12 protein-coding genes are annotated in these 16,840 nt (G+C 66.9%); 4 read left to right on the forward strand and 8 right to left on the reverse strand.

What is annotated here, in order from left to right:
- Positions 1–2: 2 nt before the first annotated feature.
- A complete protein-coding gene (locus tag VZC37_RS02200; RefSeq protein WP_330430780.1) occupies positions 3–314 on the reverse strand; it encodes an FmdB family zinc ribbon protein in 312 nt (103 codons plus the stop codon).
- A 186-nt stretch (positions 315–500) separates the two neighbouring features.
- Here VZC37_RS02200 and VZC37_RS02205 point away from each other — a divergent pair, with 186 nt between their 5' ends.
- Entirely contained in the window at positions 501–2,048 is a 1,548-nt protein-coding gene (locus VZC37_RS02205; RefSeq protein WP_330430781.1) for an alanine/glycine:cation symporter family protein, read from the forward strand.
- A 338-nt stretch (positions 2,049–2,386) separates the two neighbouring features.
- Here VZC37_RS02205 and nhaA read toward each other — a convergent pair whose 3' ends face one another.
- Complete coding sequence (gene nhaA, locus VZC37_RS02210) at positions 2,387–3,637, reverse strand: Na+/H+ antiporter NhaA (RefSeq protein ID WP_330430782.1); 1,251 nt, start codon at positions 3,635–3,637, stop codon at positions 2,387–2,389.
- 244 nt (positions 3,638–3,881) lie between these two features.
- Between nhaA and VZC37_RS02215 the strand changes: the two genes are divergently transcribed.
- A complete protein-coding gene (locus VZC37_RS02215) occupies positions 3,882–4,559 on the forward strand; it encodes an SAF domain-containing protein (RefSeq protein WP_330430783.1) in 678 nt (225 codons plus the stop codon).
- A 173-nt stretch (positions 4,560–4,732) separates the two neighbouring features.
- Positions 4,733–5,440, forward strand: a complete 708-nt coding sequence (gene mscL / locus VZC37_RS02220; RefSeq protein WP_330430784.1) for a large conductance mechanosensitive channel protein MscL — start codon at positions 4,733–4,735, stop codon at positions 5,438–5,440.
- A 305-nt stretch (positions 5,441–5,745) separates the two neighbouring features.
- Here mscL and VZC37_RS02225 read toward each other — a convergent pair whose 3' ends face one another.
- From VZC37_RS02225 to VZC37_RS02250, 6 genes are all read right to left on the reverse strand, one after another.
- Positions 5,746–6,414 (reverse strand): MspA family porin, encoded by a 669-nt coding sequence (locus tag VZC37_RS02225; RefSeq protein ID WP_330430785.1) that lies wholly within the window; start codon positions 6,412–6,414, stop codon positions 5,746–5,748.
- A 74-nt stretch (positions 6,415–6,488) separates the two neighbouring features.
- A complete protein-coding gene (locus VZC37_RS02230) occupies positions 6,489–7,145 on the reverse strand; it encodes an MspA family porin (RefSeq protein WP_330430786.1) in 657 nt (218 codons plus the stop codon).
- Between the two features lie 624 nt (positions 7,146–7,769).
- On the reverse strand, positions 7,770–8,363 hold the full coding sequence (locus VZC37_RS02235; RefSeq protein ID WP_330430787.1) for a MogA/MoaB family molybdenum cofactor biosynthesis protein: 594 nt from the start codon (positions 8,361–8,363) through the stop codon (positions 7,770–7,772).
- 70 nt (positions 8,364–8,433) lie between these two features.
- A complete protein-coding gene (locus VZC37_RS02240; RefSeq protein WP_330430788.1) occupies positions 8,434–9,864 on the reverse strand; it encodes a S1C family serine protease in 1,431 nt (476 codons plus the stop codon).
- Positions 9,865–10,048: 184 nt separating this feature from the next.
- On the reverse strand, positions 10,049–11,467 hold the full coding sequence (locus VZC37_RS02245; protein WP_330430789.1) for a HAMP domain-containing sensor histidine kinase: 1,419 nt from the start codon (positions 11,465–11,467) through the stop codon (positions 10,049–10,051).
- Between the two features lie 92 nt (positions 11,468–11,559).
- Positions 11,560–12,246 carry a response regulator transcription factor gene (locus VZC37_RS02250; protein WP_330430790.1) on the reverse strand — a complete coding sequence of 229 codons (687 nt, stop codon included), beginning with the start codon at positions 12,244–12,246 and terminating at the stop codon, positions 11,560–11,562.
- Positions 12,247–12,534: 288 nt separating this feature from the next.
- Here VZC37_RS02250 and VZC37_RS02255 point away from each other — a divergent pair, with 288 nt between their 5' ends.
- Positions 12,535–16,662, forward strand: coding sequence for a bifunctional nitrate reductase/sulfite reductase flavoprotein subunit alpha (locus VZC37_RS02255; protein WP_431309340.1), 4,128 nt, complete (start codon positions 12,535–12,537; stop codon positions 16,660–16,662).
- Positions 16,663–16,840 lie beyond the last annotated feature (178 nt).

Consider the following 16,840-nt stretch of genomic DNA (forward strand, 5'->3'; position numbering starts at 1 on the left):
GGTCAGGACGCGGCAGGCGCGGCGGCAGCCGGCTTGCTCTCGGTCTTCTTGCTGTCGGTCTTCGAGGACGACTCCGACGAACCGCTCGACGACGACTCCGACGAGTTGCTCGATGACGACTCGCTCGACGACGAGGACGACCGGGAGTCCGTGCGGTAGAAGCCGCTGCCCTTGAAGACGATGCCGACCGAGTTGAAGAGCTTGCGGAGCCGGCCGGTGCACTCCGGGCACTCGGAAAGCGAATCGTCGGAGAAGGACTGCACGATGTCGAACTTGTTGTCGCACTCCGTGCACGCATACGAGTAGGTGGGCACCGATTACCTCCGAGAGACTAGTTATCGCTGCAAAGTGTAACCGATTTTGGCACTCCGACATTCCGAGTGCCAACGATCGTCGTTCGCCGTGCGGACTCCCGGGTGACATGCGATTGTGTTACGCACACAATCCTGGGTTCACTCTGGCCGTTCTGGCCACGACTTCGAGAAGGGCGACTGCCGCCGATGAGTGACTTTCTGAGCGACATCAATGGGTACATCTGGAGCAATGCGCTCGTCTTCCTCTGCCTGGCCGCGGGAGTCTTCTTCTCTGCCCGCACGCGCCTCGTCCAGGTTCGTCAGATCCCGGAGATGATCCGGCTGATGTTCCGGGGTGAGAAATCACCGTCCGGCGTCTCCTCGTTCCAGGCGCTGACCATCTCCCTTGCGGGTCGCGTCGGCACCGGCAACATCGCCGGCGTCGCGACCGCCATCGCGTTCGGCGGTCCGGGGGCGCTGTTCTGGATGTGGATGGTGGCCTTCCTGGGCGCGTCGACATCGTTCGTCGAGTGCACATTGGGCCAGATCTACAAGACCAAGGACCGACTGACCGGTGAATACCGTGGCGGTCCCGCGTATTACTTCAGCCGCGCGATGGCCCACACCAAGGCGAGCGGCGCGTTCAAGGTCTACGGCCTGATCTTCGCCGCAGTGACCGTCCTCGCTTGCGGCCTGCTGCTGCCCAGCGTCCAGTCCAACTCGATGGCGTTGGCGATGAACGAGGCCTGGGGCATCTCCACCTGGGTCGTCGCGGTCGGGACGGTCATCGTCCTGGCGTTCGTCATCATCGGTGGCGTCAAGCGCATCGCCGCGTTCGCCTCGATCGTCGTGCCGTTCATGGCGGTTCTCTACATCTTCTTCGCCATCATCATCGTGGCATTGAACGCGTCCGAGATCCCCGGCGTCATCAGCACCATCTTCGCCAGCGCGTTCGGTGTCGACGCAGCGTTCGGCGCCATCATCGGTTCGGCGATCATGTGGGGCGTCAAGCGCGGTATCTACTCGAACGAGGCCGGTCAGGGCACGGGCCCGCACGCTGCGGCAGCCGCCGAGGTCTCCCACCCGGCGAAGCAGGGCCTGGTGCAGGCGTTCGCCGTCTACGTGGACACGCTGTTCATCTGTACCGCGACCGGCTTCCTCATCCTGTGCACCGGGGCCTACCGGGTGTTCGAGGATGAATCCGAATCCGGCGCCGTGATCGCCGAGGGCGGCATCCTGCCCGCCGACGTGGCGGTGGGTCCGACGTTCGTGCAGACCGGTTTCGATTCCTTCTGGGGCGGCGCAGGGTCGTCGTTCGTGGCGATCTCGCTGCTGTTCTTCTGCATCACGACGATCATCGCCTACTACTACATGGCGGAGACCAACCTGCGGTTCCTGATGGGCAAGGCGGCGACCATCGAGATCAAGCCGCTGCGCAGCACCCTGGGAGCGAACCTGACGCTCCTGCTGCAGGCCCTGATCCTGGTGTCGGTGACCATCGGCTGCGTGTCGACCGCGACCGAGGCCTGGACGCTCGGTGACATCGGCGTCGGCCTGATGGCATGGCTCAACATCGTCGGCATCATCATCCTGCAGCAGCCGGCGTTCAAGGCCTTGCGGGATTACGAGCGGCAGCAGAAACAGGGCCTCGACCCGACCTTCGACCCGAAGGGGCTCGGCATCATCGGTGCGACGTTCTGGGAGAGCTACGATCCCACGACCGGAAAGACCAAAGAGGCGGCCGACGCCCCCTGATCGGAACTCGAATGTGAGGGCCCTGACCACGCGGTCAGGGCCCTCACTCTTTCGTCCCGACCCTGATGAGGCCCTTCGTGACCCTTCGATACCCTTCGATACGCTCGCAAGCTCGCTACTCAGGGCGGCGCGCTCGGCTAGCGCCTCGCTCCTCAGGGACCGGTGGTATCGCGCCCCCCGCTCCCCGAAGAGCCCGCAAACCAAAGCTCCCACCCGCTCTCTGAGGAGACCCGGAGCCTGCGGAGGGTCCGTCACGAAGGGCCGCCCTTCGTGACGCTCGGCTAGCGCCTCGCTCCTCAGGGGCCGGGGGTGATCACGGGATCGGCTGGCAACTCGGCTCAGCCGCCGATGACGTCGATGTCCTTGTCCGGGATGTTGTCGCGGTTCATGTCCGCGGCGCGGGCCTGGCGGGCGTCCCACCGCAACCAGACGGCAGCGAGGATCGCGGCAACCAAGGATCCGACCAGGATCGCTGTCTTCGACGCCGCTGCATGGGGATCGGTGTCCTCAAAGGACAACTCGTCGATCAGCAATGCCACCGTGAAACCGATACCGGTCAAGAAGCCGACCGGCAGCAGATCCCGGACACCGATCGAATCGGGCAGCCGCAGTGGCGTGAACTTCGTCATCAACGCCGTCACCGTCATCGCGCCGACCAGTTTGCCGACCACGAGACCCAGGAAGATGCCGATCGACACCGGTTGGATCAGCTCGGCGTCGGTACCCACCACCGTGACGCCGGCGGCGAGGAACGCGAATATCGGGAGCGCGACTGCCGAGGAGATCGGCCGCACGTCGTCGTCGAACCGATGGGTGCGCGACTCCTTCTCGCCGTGGATCAACTTGGCGGGCACCACGAAACCGAGGAGGACGCCGGCCACGGTGGAGTGGACCCCGGAGGCGTGCATGAATCCCCAGGCAGCGACAGCGACCGGGAGGAGCATCCACCAGTGCGTGTGCCGCATCCTGACGAGGAACGCGAACACGACGATGAACGCCACCGCGATCGCCAGCATCAGGAAGTCGATGTTCTCGGTGTAGAAGGTCGCGATGATCGTGATGCCGAGGAGATCGTCGACGACCGCGAGCGTCAGAAGGAACGTCCGCAACGCGAGCGGTAGCCCACGACCGAAGATGGCGAGCACGGCAAGCGCGAAAGCGATGTCGGTGGCCGTCGGGATGGCCCACCCGTTCAACGCGTCGGGATCACCGACGCCTACCACCACGACGTAGAACAACGCCGGGACGATCATGCCGCCCAGCGCCGCGGCGATCGGCACGCCCGCCTGTTTCGGCTGGCGCAGGCTCCCCATGACGAACTCCTGTTTGAGTTCGACGCCGACAACGAAGAAGAAGATCGCCAAGAGTCCGTCTGCCGCCCATTGCTCCAGCGACAGGTGCAGATGGAGGGCCTCCGGCCCGATCTCGAACTCGGCCAGTGCCTGATAGGCCTCGCGCCATGGCGAGTTCGCCCAGACCACCGCGAGAACCGCGGCGACGAGCAAGATCACCCCGCTGGGGGTGTCGAGGGATATCCATCGCCGGAACCTCTCAACGAGGGATGGATTTTCGGTACCAGCTGTTGACATCAACTCTCCTGGTCATCGGTCGCGCAGGGCCGGACACACGCACATTGCGTCCCCGCCCGCATCGGGCAGGGGCCGACCAGACTTCCCGGCACACCGTTGGGCCATTCTCCCCGAACCCCCGTTCGGGGTCCAATCGGCCCGCGCGGCGTAGGTGGTTCTCCACAGCCGGTCACGGCAGACCGGATTGTCCCCAGATCGTCGTTGACCGAGCAGACAGTGCAGCACCGATGGATACGGTCACGTCATGCGAGGCTTCCTACGCAGCGAACTGTCGCCCCGCGTCGTCGACCGCGTCCGCCACGCGCTGCGGCCCGGCTGGACACGGTCGGTCGTCATCAGGCGGGCCGCCGCCATCGTGCTCGTCCTGTGCGCGGTCGGAGCGACCGTCGTCGGCCATCGCAGTGAACAGTCAAGAGCGGTCGTGGTCGCCGCGCGGGACCTGACCCCGGGCCACGCGATCAGCGCCGACGACCTGGCGGTGACCGACGCGCCCGGCGAGTTGATCCCGACCGGTGCGGTGCGGCTGACCGCGGACGCGCTGGGGCGAACGCTCGTGGGCCGCGTGCGCGCCGGCGAGATCCTCACCGACGTCCGGCTGCTCTCGCCGGCCCTGCCCGCCCAGTTGACCGGCCGAGCCGATGCGAGGCTCGTCCCGGTTCGACTGGCCGACGAAACCGTGGCGTCGGTGCTGCGGGAGGGAGACGTGGTTGACGTGTTGACCGCACCGGACGCCCCCACTTCCCGGAAGACGGTGTTGGCCACGGGCGCGATCGTCGCGCTGACCTCGCACAACGAGGAGGCGGGCGGGCTGGCCTCCGGACGTAGCGGCGCCCGGCCGATCCTGCTCGCGATGTCGGAAGACGAGGCACATGATGTCGCCGCGGTCGGCCTGGACGGTCCCCTCACCGTGGTCGTTCACTGAACGGTGGCCCCGTTCGGGAACAGCGCGCTTTCAGCAAAACACTGCAATGGTCGTTTACGATCCTGGATAGGGTTGCCGAGGGCGGTGGACATCTCCGGACTCATGGGCGTTGACCCGCATCCCGAGCGAATACCTGAACAAGAGCGGGAAGCCGAACGAGAGGACCGCACACCGTGCTCAAGGGATTCAAGGAATTCATACTCAAGGGCAATGTCGTCGAGCTGGCCACCGCGGTCATCATCGGTGCTGCGTTCACCGCTATCGTCACCGCGTTCACGGACGGGATCATCCAGCCGCTGATCAACGCGATCCCGGTCGGTACCGACGCCGCAGAAGGACTCGGCTTCCAGATCACGGACAATCCCTCGACTTTCGTCAACATCGGTGACGTCATCACCGCGGTCATCAACTTCCTGATCGTCGCGGCGGTCGTCTACTTCCTGATCGTCGCGCCGTACAACAAACTCGCCGAACTGGGCGGGTACGGCAAGAAGTCGGAGGTGAGCGAGGTCTCGCTGCTCACTGAGATCCGCGACCTCCTCGATCCGGAGGGAACGTCGAAGGCCAAGGAGGAAGCGGAGAGCGAACTCCCCGATCACCTGCAGGATCCCGGGTCTACACCACCGGGCGGACGCATGGAAGCCGGTGCGACGCAACGCCTCACCACCCCTCCGCCGGCCGCGGAACCGCAGGCCCCGGCACAGCCGCCGCGCCCTGCGGGCAACCCGCCGTACCCCACGCCCCAGCCGGCGCCGGGCGCGTATCCCCCGCCGGGCGCCTATCCTCCCGGCAACTACCCGCCCCCGGGTGGTTACCCGCCTCCGGGCCAGTTCCCGGGCGAGTACCCGCCGCCGGACGCACCGGGACGCCATTCCCGCTGACCGCCAACGACATCGGGCCGCACCCCTCGTGGGTGCGGCCCGATGTCGTTGTGGGGACTGATGTCTGAAGACCAGCGCTTGCCCGCCGGGTCCAACTCGCGCAGGCCGCAACCATCCGCGCAGGTTGCACGCCGCGCGGATGGTGGGAGGCTGCGCGGATGGTGGGCCCGCGCCGAGCCCCACTCGAGCGCGACGCCCACGCACGGGCTCAGATGGAGCACAGACGCCGACAGGGCGGGATCGGAAGCTCCGATCCCGCCCTGTGCGGTGTGTTCTGGCGTCCGCTCGCGCGGACTCCGGACTGATCAGCCCAGGCTGAACGGCTGGCCGTACAGCGTGACAACGCCCTTCACGGCGTCGGTCTCGACCGTGACGGTCACCTTGGCCTTGGCCTCGGCGTAACCGGCGCAGTCGTTGACCCAGAAGCGCTCCTGGCTGTAAGCGACGCCGCCGCCGGAGCCCGAGAAGGTGTACGACTCGACGGCATCATCGTCGTCGTTCGTCTCCTGGATGATCGGCACGTAGCCCGCAGCGCCGGGGCCCAGCGACAGCGATGCGGTGGCGCCCGCGTTCGGAGTGATCGAGGTGGGTGCGCCGCCATCCGGGCTCGGCTCGGTCATCGACTCGGCGCCGCCCTCGGCGCCGCCGCCGATCCCGATGTTGACCTGGCAGCCCACGATGTAGCCGGCCGCGATCTCGGCCTCTTCGGCCTCGCCGCCGACGGTGACCCGGACCTTGCCCGAGACCCACACCTCACGGTTCATCGGGAAGGCGATGAGCGGACGCTGGATGTTGGCGTTCTGGCCGAACAGCTGGATGTTGACCGAGGTGCCGTCGACCAGGGTCTTGGTGATGCTCGAGTTGGGCACCGGAGCGGCGGCTGCGGCACCGGTACCCAGGCTTCCCACGCCCATCACCGCGACGCCGGCGGCACCGACGGCCGCGGCTGCGCGACGCGTGACGATGTTCTTCATGATTCCCCTTTGTGGAAGATCGATCTGCTCGGAGCAGATAAGACTCGAAAGATTCGGTTTGTATCTGCTACCGGTCAGCTGACGAAGAACGGCTGGCCGTACAGGGTGGACTGCAGGAGGGTGCCTTCACCGTCGACGGTGGAGCCGTCGTCCTCGATGCCGTAGCCCTGCGACGCGATCACCTTGGTGATGGTGCGTGCCGACGCGTAGCCACCGCAGTTCGGGAACTCGATTTCGAAGTCCTGCAGCTGGATGGTCGCCGAGCCGCTTTCGAAGTCCTTGTCGGTGACGTCGACGATCGCAGCCTCACCCGGCGACAGCGGCAGGCTGACGCCGCCACTCAGGGAGAGTCCGACCGACGGGAGGATGCTGATTCCGCCGCCGGCAGATCCGCCGATCTCGTTGACGTCGAGCTGGCAGCCGGCCAGGATCTGGACCTTCAGGTTGCCGCCCACGCCTTCGCTGGCCGTGGACTTGTAGGTGCCGGACAGCAGCGCTGTGCGGCCGATTCCACCGTTGTATGCGACGCGCGCAACCGAGTACTGCGACTCGCCGGTCCGCTCGGTGAAGACACGCTCACCGTCGATACCGGTGATCACCTTGCTGCCGTTGGCCAGCGGAGCTGCCGCAGCACTTCCCGCCCCCATGCTCGCCAGGCCCACCGTGGCAACTGCCGCGGCGGCGCACGCAGCCGCCGTGCGACGCAGCCCGAGCTTGCTGAACTTGCTCATTCGTTCCCTCTCACAGGATTCGGTTGTTTCCCCGCGTGACACACCTGTGTGCACGCGTGTCGACCCTTATGGGCTGCGGACCCCCGCCCCGCAACCGAACCCAATCGGCTCCGGTTTGCTGGAAGTCGCCTTCCGCACACCCCTGGTCACTGCTGCGTTGTCACTCGCGACAGATCGCAGGACTCCCCGTCGGTACTCGCGGAGTACCGAGCTTCGTCGCAGCGAACGTTATCGGAGCGATATCGAGGCGAGCAACAGATGCAATCAGCCGTGTCTCAGCCTCGGGGCTCATGATAGTGAACTTCACATTCGCCATCACTAGAAGTGCGAATGTTAACGGAGGGAAAACACGCTGCGTCAGCCATGTCAGACGGACGCACACCTACTCGTGATGAGGCGGCCGGTTGGCCTCATACCACTCGCGAGTCAGCCCCTTGTGACCTTCGTCACGCTCGTCGGACGTCGTGTCCGGGAGGTCCGTGCCGAACACGTCGTCGAGCTTGCGACGGGCGCGCCAGTCCGTCTCACGACTCGCCTCACCTCCGGAAACGTCGGCTGGACGCGGTTCCGGGGAGTGATCGAACTCACCGCTCATGATGGGTCGGGACAGACGCTCACGACGGCTCAGAACTCGCTGATGGCTTCGATCACGTGCTGGGCGAGCGGAGCCACCGTCGCCATCCCGTCGCGCACGGCGGCCCGCGAATTGGCCAGGTTCACCACGAGCGTCTGACCCGAGATACCGGCGAGCCCCCGCGACAGTCCGCCATCGGTGGCACCGGCGGCCAGACCCGAACTGCGCACGGCCTCTTCGATTCCCCGCAGGCGTCGATCCAGCAGCGGTTCGGTGGCCTCCGGCGCGACGTCGCGCGCCCCGACCCCGACACCGCCGACCGACACGACCAGATCCACACCGCCGATCACCGCGGTGTTCAGGGCGTTGCGGATCTCCACCTCGTCCCCGGACACCGCGACGGTCGCATCGACGTGGAATCCTGCCTCGGCGAGCAGCTCACCGACGAGCGGTCCGAGGAAGCTCTGATCCTCACCGTGTGCGGCCCGATCGTCGATCACCACGACCAGCGCCCGTCCGATCTCGTCGCCGGTCTGCGTGGCTCGCACGTCGTCGTCGCGGTGTCGGGCGACGAACTCACGGGCCGCCGCGTCGGCGGCCACCACGTCGTCGGGGTCGATGGCGGTGGAACCGGTGTCGTTCATGTCTGCCTTTCTGCTCCGCCTCGGGCGGCGGCCGTACGAGATGGCTCTGTTGAAGATGGTGCGAGGCGTGTCAACCGACCTGCAAGGTCTCGAGGGTGACCTGGGTCGTCTTCTCCTGACCGTTGATCACGTAGGTGATCGTGACCGTGTCTCCGGGCGCGTGCGAGCGGATCGCCGCGACCAGTGCGTCACCGCTGGCGATGGTGCGGTCGTCGACCTTGGTCACCACGGCGCCCTGCGGGATGCCCGCCTTGTCCGCAGGTCCGCCGGCGGTCACGTCGGAGATATAGGCGCCCGGCTGATCGACCTCGGTGTTGGCCCGCACCGAGACGCCGAGACCGGCCTGCGTGGCCCGACCGGTCTCCTGCAGTTCGTCGGCGACCCGTTTGGCCTGGTCGATGGGGATCGCGAACCCGAGACCGATGCTGCCGCCCTGTTGATCGGCCCCTGCGCCGACGGTGGCGATGGCCGTGTTGATCCCGATCAGCGCACCCTTCGCATTCACCAGCGCGCCGCCGGAGTTGCCCGGGTTGATGGCCGCGTCGGTCTGGATGGCGTCGATGACCGATGTCGTCCCGGACTCCCTCGAGGTCGAAACGGGACGGTTGAGCGCACTGATGATGCCGGTGGTGACCGTGCCCTCGAGCCCGAGTGGTGCGCCGACGGCTATCACATCCTGGCCCACCGCAAGATTGTCCGAGGTGCCGACGGTGATCGGTTTCAGGCCGCTCTTCTCGACCTTGATGACCGCGATGTCGGAGATCGGATCGGCGCCGAGCACGCGTGCCGGGGCGCGACTGCCGTCGGAGAAGATCACCAACACCTGGCTTGCCGTGGCCGCGCCGGCCTCCGACACCACGTGGTTGTTGGTCATGATCGCGCCGTCCTCGGACAGGATCACGCCCGAGCCGCCACCTTCGGCGTTGCCCGACCGCACGATGATCGACACCACCGACGGCAGCACGTTCGCGGCGACCTCCTGCACCGAACCGGCTGGAGCGGGGACGGCTCCCTGGTCGCCGCTGTTCGGGTCTCCGCCGAGCGGGCCGCTGGGCGCCGACGACGAGTCGTCGTCGAGGACGTTCGCGCCGACCACGCCACCGATCCCGCCGGCGACGAGTGCCAGCAGGACGGCGCCGATCGCCAGCATCGCCTTGCCGCCACCGGACTTCTTGCGGGGTTCGGGCCCGCCGGGCGGCGGACCGGCCGGACCGCCGTAGCCGGGCGCACCGAACGGTTGCTGCGCCGGCATCTGGCCGGTGCCGGCTGGGCCGTACGCGGGTGGCGCGTAGGGCGACTGGCCGTAGGGGTTGGCGTGCGGGGCAGTGGCGGCGGCGTGATGGCCGTACGTGCTGGCGTCCTGGGCGTTCTGGCCGTAGGGCGATTGCTGCGGGTCGGCCCCGTAGCCGGGCGCGTTGTACCCGCCCGGCGCGCCGTAGGGACTCTGGCCCGGGGCGCCCCCGGTGCCGTACGGATCGCCGTGCGAACCGCCACTCGTCATGTCGTCTTCCTTTAGCTCTCCCACACCCCGCCGCTCCGGCGAGGGGTCCCGACCAGGCACAGCCGTCGGTAGCCGACGACCCTGAGCCAACCCTAGGTGATCGGGTCTGCGCGGCGATGACCAAAGCAACGATCACTGTGGTGATGACCTGAGCCGGCGCCGACCCGAGTCGGGGTCTGTCACCCTATTGACGAACGACCTGAGGTGAAGGTTCCTGAGGCGTCGGAGCTCCGGGCAATGTCATTCGGATGAGTGCACCACCGAGGTCGGACTGCTCGGCGCGCACGGTGCCGCCGTGCCGCCCGACCACTTGCCGCACGATCGCCAACCCCAGGCCGGAACCGGGCATCGATCGGGACTGGGTCGAGCGGAAGAACCGCTCGAACACCAAATCGCGGTCCTCCTCGGGGATGCCGGGCCCGGCGTCGGCGACGGTGAGTTCGGCGGTGTTCAGATCGACCTGGCTCAACACCACGCGGACCGGGCGACCACGTGGACTCCACTTCGCCGCGTTGTCGAGCACATTCAGCACGGCACGGTTGAGTCCGTGTTCCTCGCCGAAGACGAACCATGGAGTCAGCGAGGTGTGGAAGTCGACGTCGGCGCGGCGGCGGCGGACACGATCGAGCGACCGGGTGATCACCTCGATGAGGTCCACCTCCTCGTGCACCACCGCCGGCGCGTCCTCACGCGCGAGATCGACGAGATCACCCACCAGCGTGGACAATTCCTCGATCTGCGCCATCACGTCGGATCGCAGCTCCACCATGTCCTGCGGCGGCATCGCCGGCGCACCGGGTTCGCTTGCGGCGATGAGCAGTTCGAGGTTGGTCCGCAACGAGGTGAGCGGGGTACGCAATTCGTGCCCGGCGTCCGCGACGAGCCGCGCCTGCCGATCACGCGAATCGGCCAGCGCGCGCAGCATCGTGTTGAAACTCTCTGTCAGACGCGCCAACTCGTCGTTTCCGGACACCGGGATCGGTGTGAGGTCCTGGGTGCGCGCGACCCGCTCGGCAGCGCGCGTGAGTCGTGCGACGGGCCGCAGGCCCGCACGCGCCACCGTGGTTCCGGCGAGCGCAGCCAGCGCGACACCTCCACCGCCGACCACCAGCAGCACCCAGGCCAAGCGCTTGAGCACCCGGTCGGTGTGCACCAGGCTCTGCGCCATCACCAGGGTGTTCCCGTCGGCGAGTTTGCGGGCCAGGACGCGCTGGTTGTTGACGGTCCGCAAGCTCTGCATGTTGTTGACCGGCCGCGGTGCCGAACGGGCGATCTGCCGTTCGACGTCCTCGAACGGCACGTCTCCGATGAGGTAGGTACTTCCGTCGGGACGCACGAGGGCGAGAGAGATGTTGGTGGAGAACACGGTTCCGGTGACCAGCGATTCGGGCCGTTCGTTCAACAACCCGGTCTTGGCCATCGCGGTCATCCCGTCGGCGCGACTCTCGAGTTGTGCATCCACCTCGTTGTACATGGCGCGGTAGACGACGAAGTACGCCGCGGCGGCCATCAGGCTCACCGACACCAGGACCACGGTCGCCGACAGCAACGTGACCCGGGTCGTCAGCGACACCGCGCGGGTCAGCGGCATCGGCGCGCGCATCTCCTTGGGGTCGGTTCGGGAATCCACTCGGGCCGGGGGCGGCACGGTGGGAGTCCCGGGCGATGTCGTCGGACCGGACATGTCGGCGGCCACTAGGGCGGGGTCTCCCGCAGGACGTAACCGACGCCGCGCACGGTGTGGATGAGCCGCGACTCCCCTTCGGCCTCCGTCTTGCGACGGAGGTATCCGACGTAGACCTCCAGGGCGTTGCCCGACGTCGGGAAGTCGTAGCCCCAGACCTCCTCGAGGATCCGGCTGCGGGACAGCACACGCCGCGGGTTGGCCATCAGCATCTCGAGAAGCGCGAACTCGGTACGGGTCAGGCTGATGCTCCGCTCGCCGCGCGCGACGTCGCGGGTCACCGGGTCCAGGGTCAGATCGGCGAAGGTGAGCGCCTCGGATTCGGCCGCGTCGTCGGGGGTCGCGCGACGCAGCAGGGCACGCAGACGCGCCAATAGCTCTTCGAGGGCGAACGGTTTCGGCAGGTAGTCGTCGGCGCCGGCGTCGAGGCCGGAAACGCGCTCGGAGACGGTGTCGCGAGCGGTGAGGACGAGGATGGGCAGGTCGTCGCCGGCCGACCGCAGTCGCCGACACACCTCCAGACCGTCGAGCCGCGGCATCATCACGTCGAGGATCGCCACGTCCGGACGTTCGGCGACGATCTTCTCGAGTGCCTCGAGCCCGTCGGCGGCGATGTCGACGGTGTAGCCGTTGAAGGACAGCGACCGGCGCAGCGACTCACGTACCGCCCGATCGTCGTCGACCACAAGGATGCGCATACCTACAGTCTTATCGCGAACTGCTGAGATGTGTCTGAGGATGAACAGTGCGGCGTGGTGACCGTTCGCGCTGGTCTGCGCCGTATCGACGGCCGCCGCGGGGCCGACGGAGTCCTCGAAGTCGCGCCGCGGCGCTGCGCACAGCCGCGAAACGGCGCTGTGAGGTCAAGTTGATAGGCGTGTAACCGGTCGCTTCGCAACCAGAAACACACCCCGCCGACGCTGGTGAGTGTGAAGTCCGTCGACATCGTGCATTCGCTGTGCGCCTATTGCGGGGTGGGCTGTGGCATGGACCTCGCGATCGGCGCGGACGGCCAGGTCGCGAAGACCGTCGGCCGCAAAGATCACCCCACCAATTTCGGCCGTCTCTGCACCAAGGGCTCGACCACCGCCGACATGCTGGTGGCGGGTGGCCGCCTCACCGCCCCGTTGGTCCGGACCGAACGTGGCGCGCCGCCGCAACAGGCCGACATGGATCAGACGATCTCCGACACCGCGCGGCGCCTGCGATCCATCATCGACGAGCACGGACCCGATGCCGTCGCCCTCTACGTCTCCGGCCAGATGTCGATGGAGGCCCAGTACCTGGCGACAAAGTTGGCGAAGGGCTACATCCGCACCACCCAGATCGAGTCGAACTCCCGGTTGTGCATGGCCAGCGCGGGTACCGGCTACAAGTCGTCGCTGGGCGCCGACGGACCTCCCGGGTCGTATCAGGACTTCGACAACGCCGACGTCTTCTTCGTGATCGGGTCGAACATCGCCGACTGCCACCCGATCCTGCACCTGCGGATGATGGATCGGATCAAGGCGGGCGCCAAGCTCATCGTCGTGGATCCGCGGCGCACCGCCAGTGCGGACAAGGCCGACCTGTTCCTGCAGATCAAGCCCGGTACCGACCTGGCGCTGATGAACGGGTTGATGCATCTGCTCATCACCGGCGGCCACACCGACGACGACTTCATCGCATCGTTCACCGACGGGTTCGAACAGATCCCCGAGTTCGCCGCGCAGTACACGCCGGAGGTCGTCAGCGAGATCACCGGCATCCCCGCCGACGACATCCGCGCGGCCGCCGAGATGATCGGTACCGCCCAGAACTGGATGAGTTGTTGGACGATGGGGCTCAACCAGTCGACGCACGGCACCTGGAACACCAACGCGCTGGTCAATCTGCATCTGGCGACCGGGGCGATCTGTCGTCCCGGTAGTGGCCCGTTCTCCCTGACCGGCCAGCCCAATGCGATGGGCGGCCGCGAGATGGGCTACATGGGCCCCGGTCTACCCGGACAGCGGGCGGTGTTGTCGGAGGCCGATCGCGCTTTCGTCGAGGACGTCTGGGGACTGGAACCCGGGACGATCCGGAGCGATGTCGGCGGCGGCACCATCGACATGTTCAGCCGGATGGCCGATGGGGAGATCAAGGCGTGCTGGGTCATCTGCACCAATCCGGTTGCGTCGGTGGCCAACCGGTCGACGGTGATCTCCGGACTCGAGCGGGCGGAGCTGGTCATCACCCAGGACGCCTTCGCCGACACCGAGACCAACGCGTACGCCGATGTGGCCCTACCGGCCGCGTTGTGGACCGAATCCACCGGCACCATGGTCAATTCCGAACGCAACGTCACCCTGTTCGAACCGGCACTCGATGCGCCGGGACAGGCGATGCCCGACTGGGAGATCATCGCGCGTATCGCCTGCGAGATGGGCTATACCGAGGCGTTCTCCTATACCTCCGCCGAACAGATCTTCGACGAGATCCGGTGCTTCGCCAACCCGAACACCGGATACGACCTGCGCGGCATCACCTACGACGGATTGCGTCGGACACCGATGCAGTGGCCGTGCCCTCCCCCGAGCGATCAGCCCGGCCACACCCCAGACGAGAACGGCCGCAACCCGATCCGCTATCTCAACGACGGTGTCAGCCAGACCCTGCACACCGCCGACGACGGCTCGACACCCGAACTCGCCTTCGCCACCCCGAACCGGCGGGCCCAGTTCTTCGCCCGGCCGCATGTCGATCCCGCCGAGATGCCGGATGACGACTATCCGATCCTGCTGAACACCGGTCGCCTTCCGCACCAGTGGCACACGATGACCAAAACCGGCCGCGTCGCGAAGCTGAACAAGCTCAATCCCGGACCGTTCGTGGAGATCCATCCCGACGACGCGGAGCGTTTCGGTATCGGACCCGACGACCGGGTCGAGGTGGCATCGCGCCGTGGCCGTGCCGTGTTGCCCGCGTCGATTTCGGACCGCGTGCGGCCCGGCAACTGTTTCGTGCCGTTCCACTGGAACGACGTCTTCGGCGAGCACCTGACGATCAACGCGGTGACCTCCGACGCCATCGACCCGATCTCGCAGCAGCCCGAGTTCAAGGTGTGCGCCGTCACGCTCACCAAGGTCGCGGCGCCGCAACCTGCCCAGACCCCGTCGATCGGTGGTCAGGACCGGGAGACAGCAACGCGGTCCGCAGTCGACCCGATCGACGCGGTCGCATCGGCTCTCGGCGTCGCCGCGGTCTCCGACGTGGTGCCGTCGCCCGCCGAGCGCACCTATCTGGCCGGGATCGTCGCGGGTCTGCGGGCACAACCACCGGTCGACACCCGGCCGTACATTCCAGCGGGCGCGCCGTTGCGCGAGGAAGTGCGTTTCTGGGCGACCGGACTGCTCGACGGGATCTTCGCGCGGACACCACATCCCACCACCGCAGCGGCCACCAGCGGTCACGGCGACGGCACCGGCGCAACGGCAGCAGGGGCCGCCAAGGAGGCGATCACCGTGCTCTGGGCGTCCCAGATGGGCAACGCCGAGGAGTTCGCCACCGAGACCGCCGACCAGCTGCGCACCAAGGGATTCGACGTCACCGTCACCGAGATGGATGCCACCGACATCAGCGCCCTCGCCGGGACGACGTTGTTCGTCAGCTCCACCACCGGCGACGGCGAACCGCCGGACAACGGATCGGCCTTCTGGGATGCGATCAGCGGCGACTCCGCCCCCGATCTCTCCGGATTGCGTTTCGCCGTACTCGCATTCGGCGACTCCAGCTACGACAACTTCTGCGGACACGGCCGCAACCTCGATGAGCGTCTCGGCGAGCTCGGCGCGCAGCGACTGCTGGATCGCGTCGATTGCGAACCGGACTACGAGGAGCCGGCCGGACTGTGGCTGGATCGGGTGAACAGCGTCATCGGCACCGAAGACGACGACTCGACATCGCCCGACGACCGTGTCGTCGTCGTGAGTGAGCCGGCTGATTCGTCCGCACAACCGTCGGTGCGATCCGCGCCGTCGTTCTCGAAGAAGCGGCCGTTCGTCACCAAGCTGTCACGGAATGTGAAGCTCAACGCGGACGGGTCGCAGAAGGACGTACGCAACTTCGGGTTTCATCTACCTGGCGAAGCTCTCAGCTACAAGGCGGGTGACGCCCTCGGGGTGTGGCCACTCAACAACACCAACCTCATCGACGAGTGGCTCGATGTGACCGGACTGGACGGCGGCGAGGTCGTGACCGCCCCCGGCGGTGACGACATGCCACTGCGCAGGGCACTACGCGAACGCCTGGAGTTCGCGAGGATCACACCAGATCTCATCCGGTTCGTCGCCGAACGCAACGGGTCGGCCGACCTCCATTCACTCGCTGCCGCAGGCAACAAACAGGAACTCGACTCCTGGACGTGGGGCCGCCAATCGGTGGACGTACTCACCGAATACCCGGTCAAGGCGCATCCCGAGGAGTGGGTCTCGGTTCTGAAACCGCTGCAGCCGCGGTCGTATTCGATCTCGTCGAGTCCCCTGCACAGCCCGGACGAGGTGGAGCTGACCGTGTCCGCTGTTCGGTACAACGTCCACGGCACTCCCCGCAAAGGCGTGTGCTCGACGTTCCTCGCCGACCACTGCGAGTCGCAGGACATCGGGGTGTTCGTGACGTCGACGACCCATTTCCGTCCGCCGGCCGACCCGGACACGCCGATGATCATGATCGGTCCGGGCACCGGCGTCGCGCCGTTCCGCGGCTTCCTGCGGGAACGAGAAGCGTTGGGACATGAGGGAAAGAACTGGTTGTTCTTCGGGGAGCAGTACTCGGCAACCGACTTCTACTACCGCGACGAGTTGACGACGATGCTGTCGGACGGCTTGCTCACCCGTCTCGACGTCGCCTTCTCCCGGGACCAGGATCGCAAGATCTACGTCCAGGACCGGATGCGGGAACACGGGGAGGAGTTGTATCACTGGTTGCACGAAGGCGCACACGTCTACGTGTGCGGCGACGCCACCCGGATGGCCAAGGACGTCGATGCCGTGCTCAAGGAGATCGTCGCGCACCACGGTCGCCGCTCCCCTGCCGGCGCGGAGTCCTATGTGAAAGCTCTTGCGGCAGACAAGCGGTACGTGCGGGACGTGTACTGACCACCCTGTCGTTCCCCCCGGTCCCTGAGGTCTCATTCCGGCCCCGAGGAACGAGGCGCTAGCCGAGTGTCACCCCCCCGGTCCCTGAGGAACGAGGCGCTAGCCGAGTGTCACGAAGGGCTCCGAACGCGAGGCGTTGTCCACAATCTGGATCTAGGCGGCATCACCATCGACATCA

The organism is Gordonia sesuvii, from assembly GCF_036350415.1.
GTDB classification, from domain to species: domain Bacteria; phylum Actinomycetota; class Actinomycetes; order Mycobacteriales; family Mycobacteriaceae; genus Gordonia; species Gordonia sesuvii.

Coding starts and splice junctions, on each gene's coding strand:
- VZC37_RS02245 (WP_330430789.1), bottom strand. CDS start 11,467: ATGCGCGCGCCGATGCCGCTGACCCGCGCGGTGTCGCTGACGACCCGG.
- VZC37_RS02250 (WP_330430790.1), bottom strand. CDS start 12,246: ATGCGCATCCTTGTGGTCGACGACGATCGGGCGGTACGTGAGTCGCTG.
- VZC37_RS02215 (WP_330430783.1), top strand. CDS start 3,882: ATGCGAGGCTTCCTACGCAGCGAACTGTCGCCCCGCGTCGTCGACCGC.
- VZC37_RS02230 (WP_330430786.1), bottom strand. CDS start 7,145: ATGAGCAAGTTCAGCAAGCTCGGGCTGCGTCGCACGGCGGCTGCGTGC.
- VZC37_RS02240 (WP_330430788.1), bottom strand. CDS start 9,864: ATGACGAGTGGCGGTTCGCACGGCGATCCGTACGGCACCGGGGGCGCC.
- VZC37_RS02235 (WP_330430787.1), bottom strand. CDS start 8,363: ATGAACGACACCGGTTCCACCGCCATCGACCCCGACGACGTGGTGGCC.
- nhaA (WP_330430782.1), bottom strand. CDS start 3,637: ATGTCAACAGCTGGTACCGAAAATCCATCCCTCGTTGAGAGGTTCCGG.
- VZC37_RS02255 (WP_431309340.1), top strand. CDS start 12,535: ATGGACCTCGCGATCGGCGCGGACGGCCAGGTCGCGAAGACCGTCGGC.
- VZC37_RS02225 (WP_330430785.1), bottom strand. CDS start 6,414: ATGAAGAACATCGTCACGCGTCGCGCAGCCGCGGCCGTCGGTGCCGCC.
- VZC37_RS02205 (WP_330430781.1), top strand. CDS start 501: ATGAGTGACTTTCTGAGCGACATCAATGGGTACATCTGGAGCAATGCG.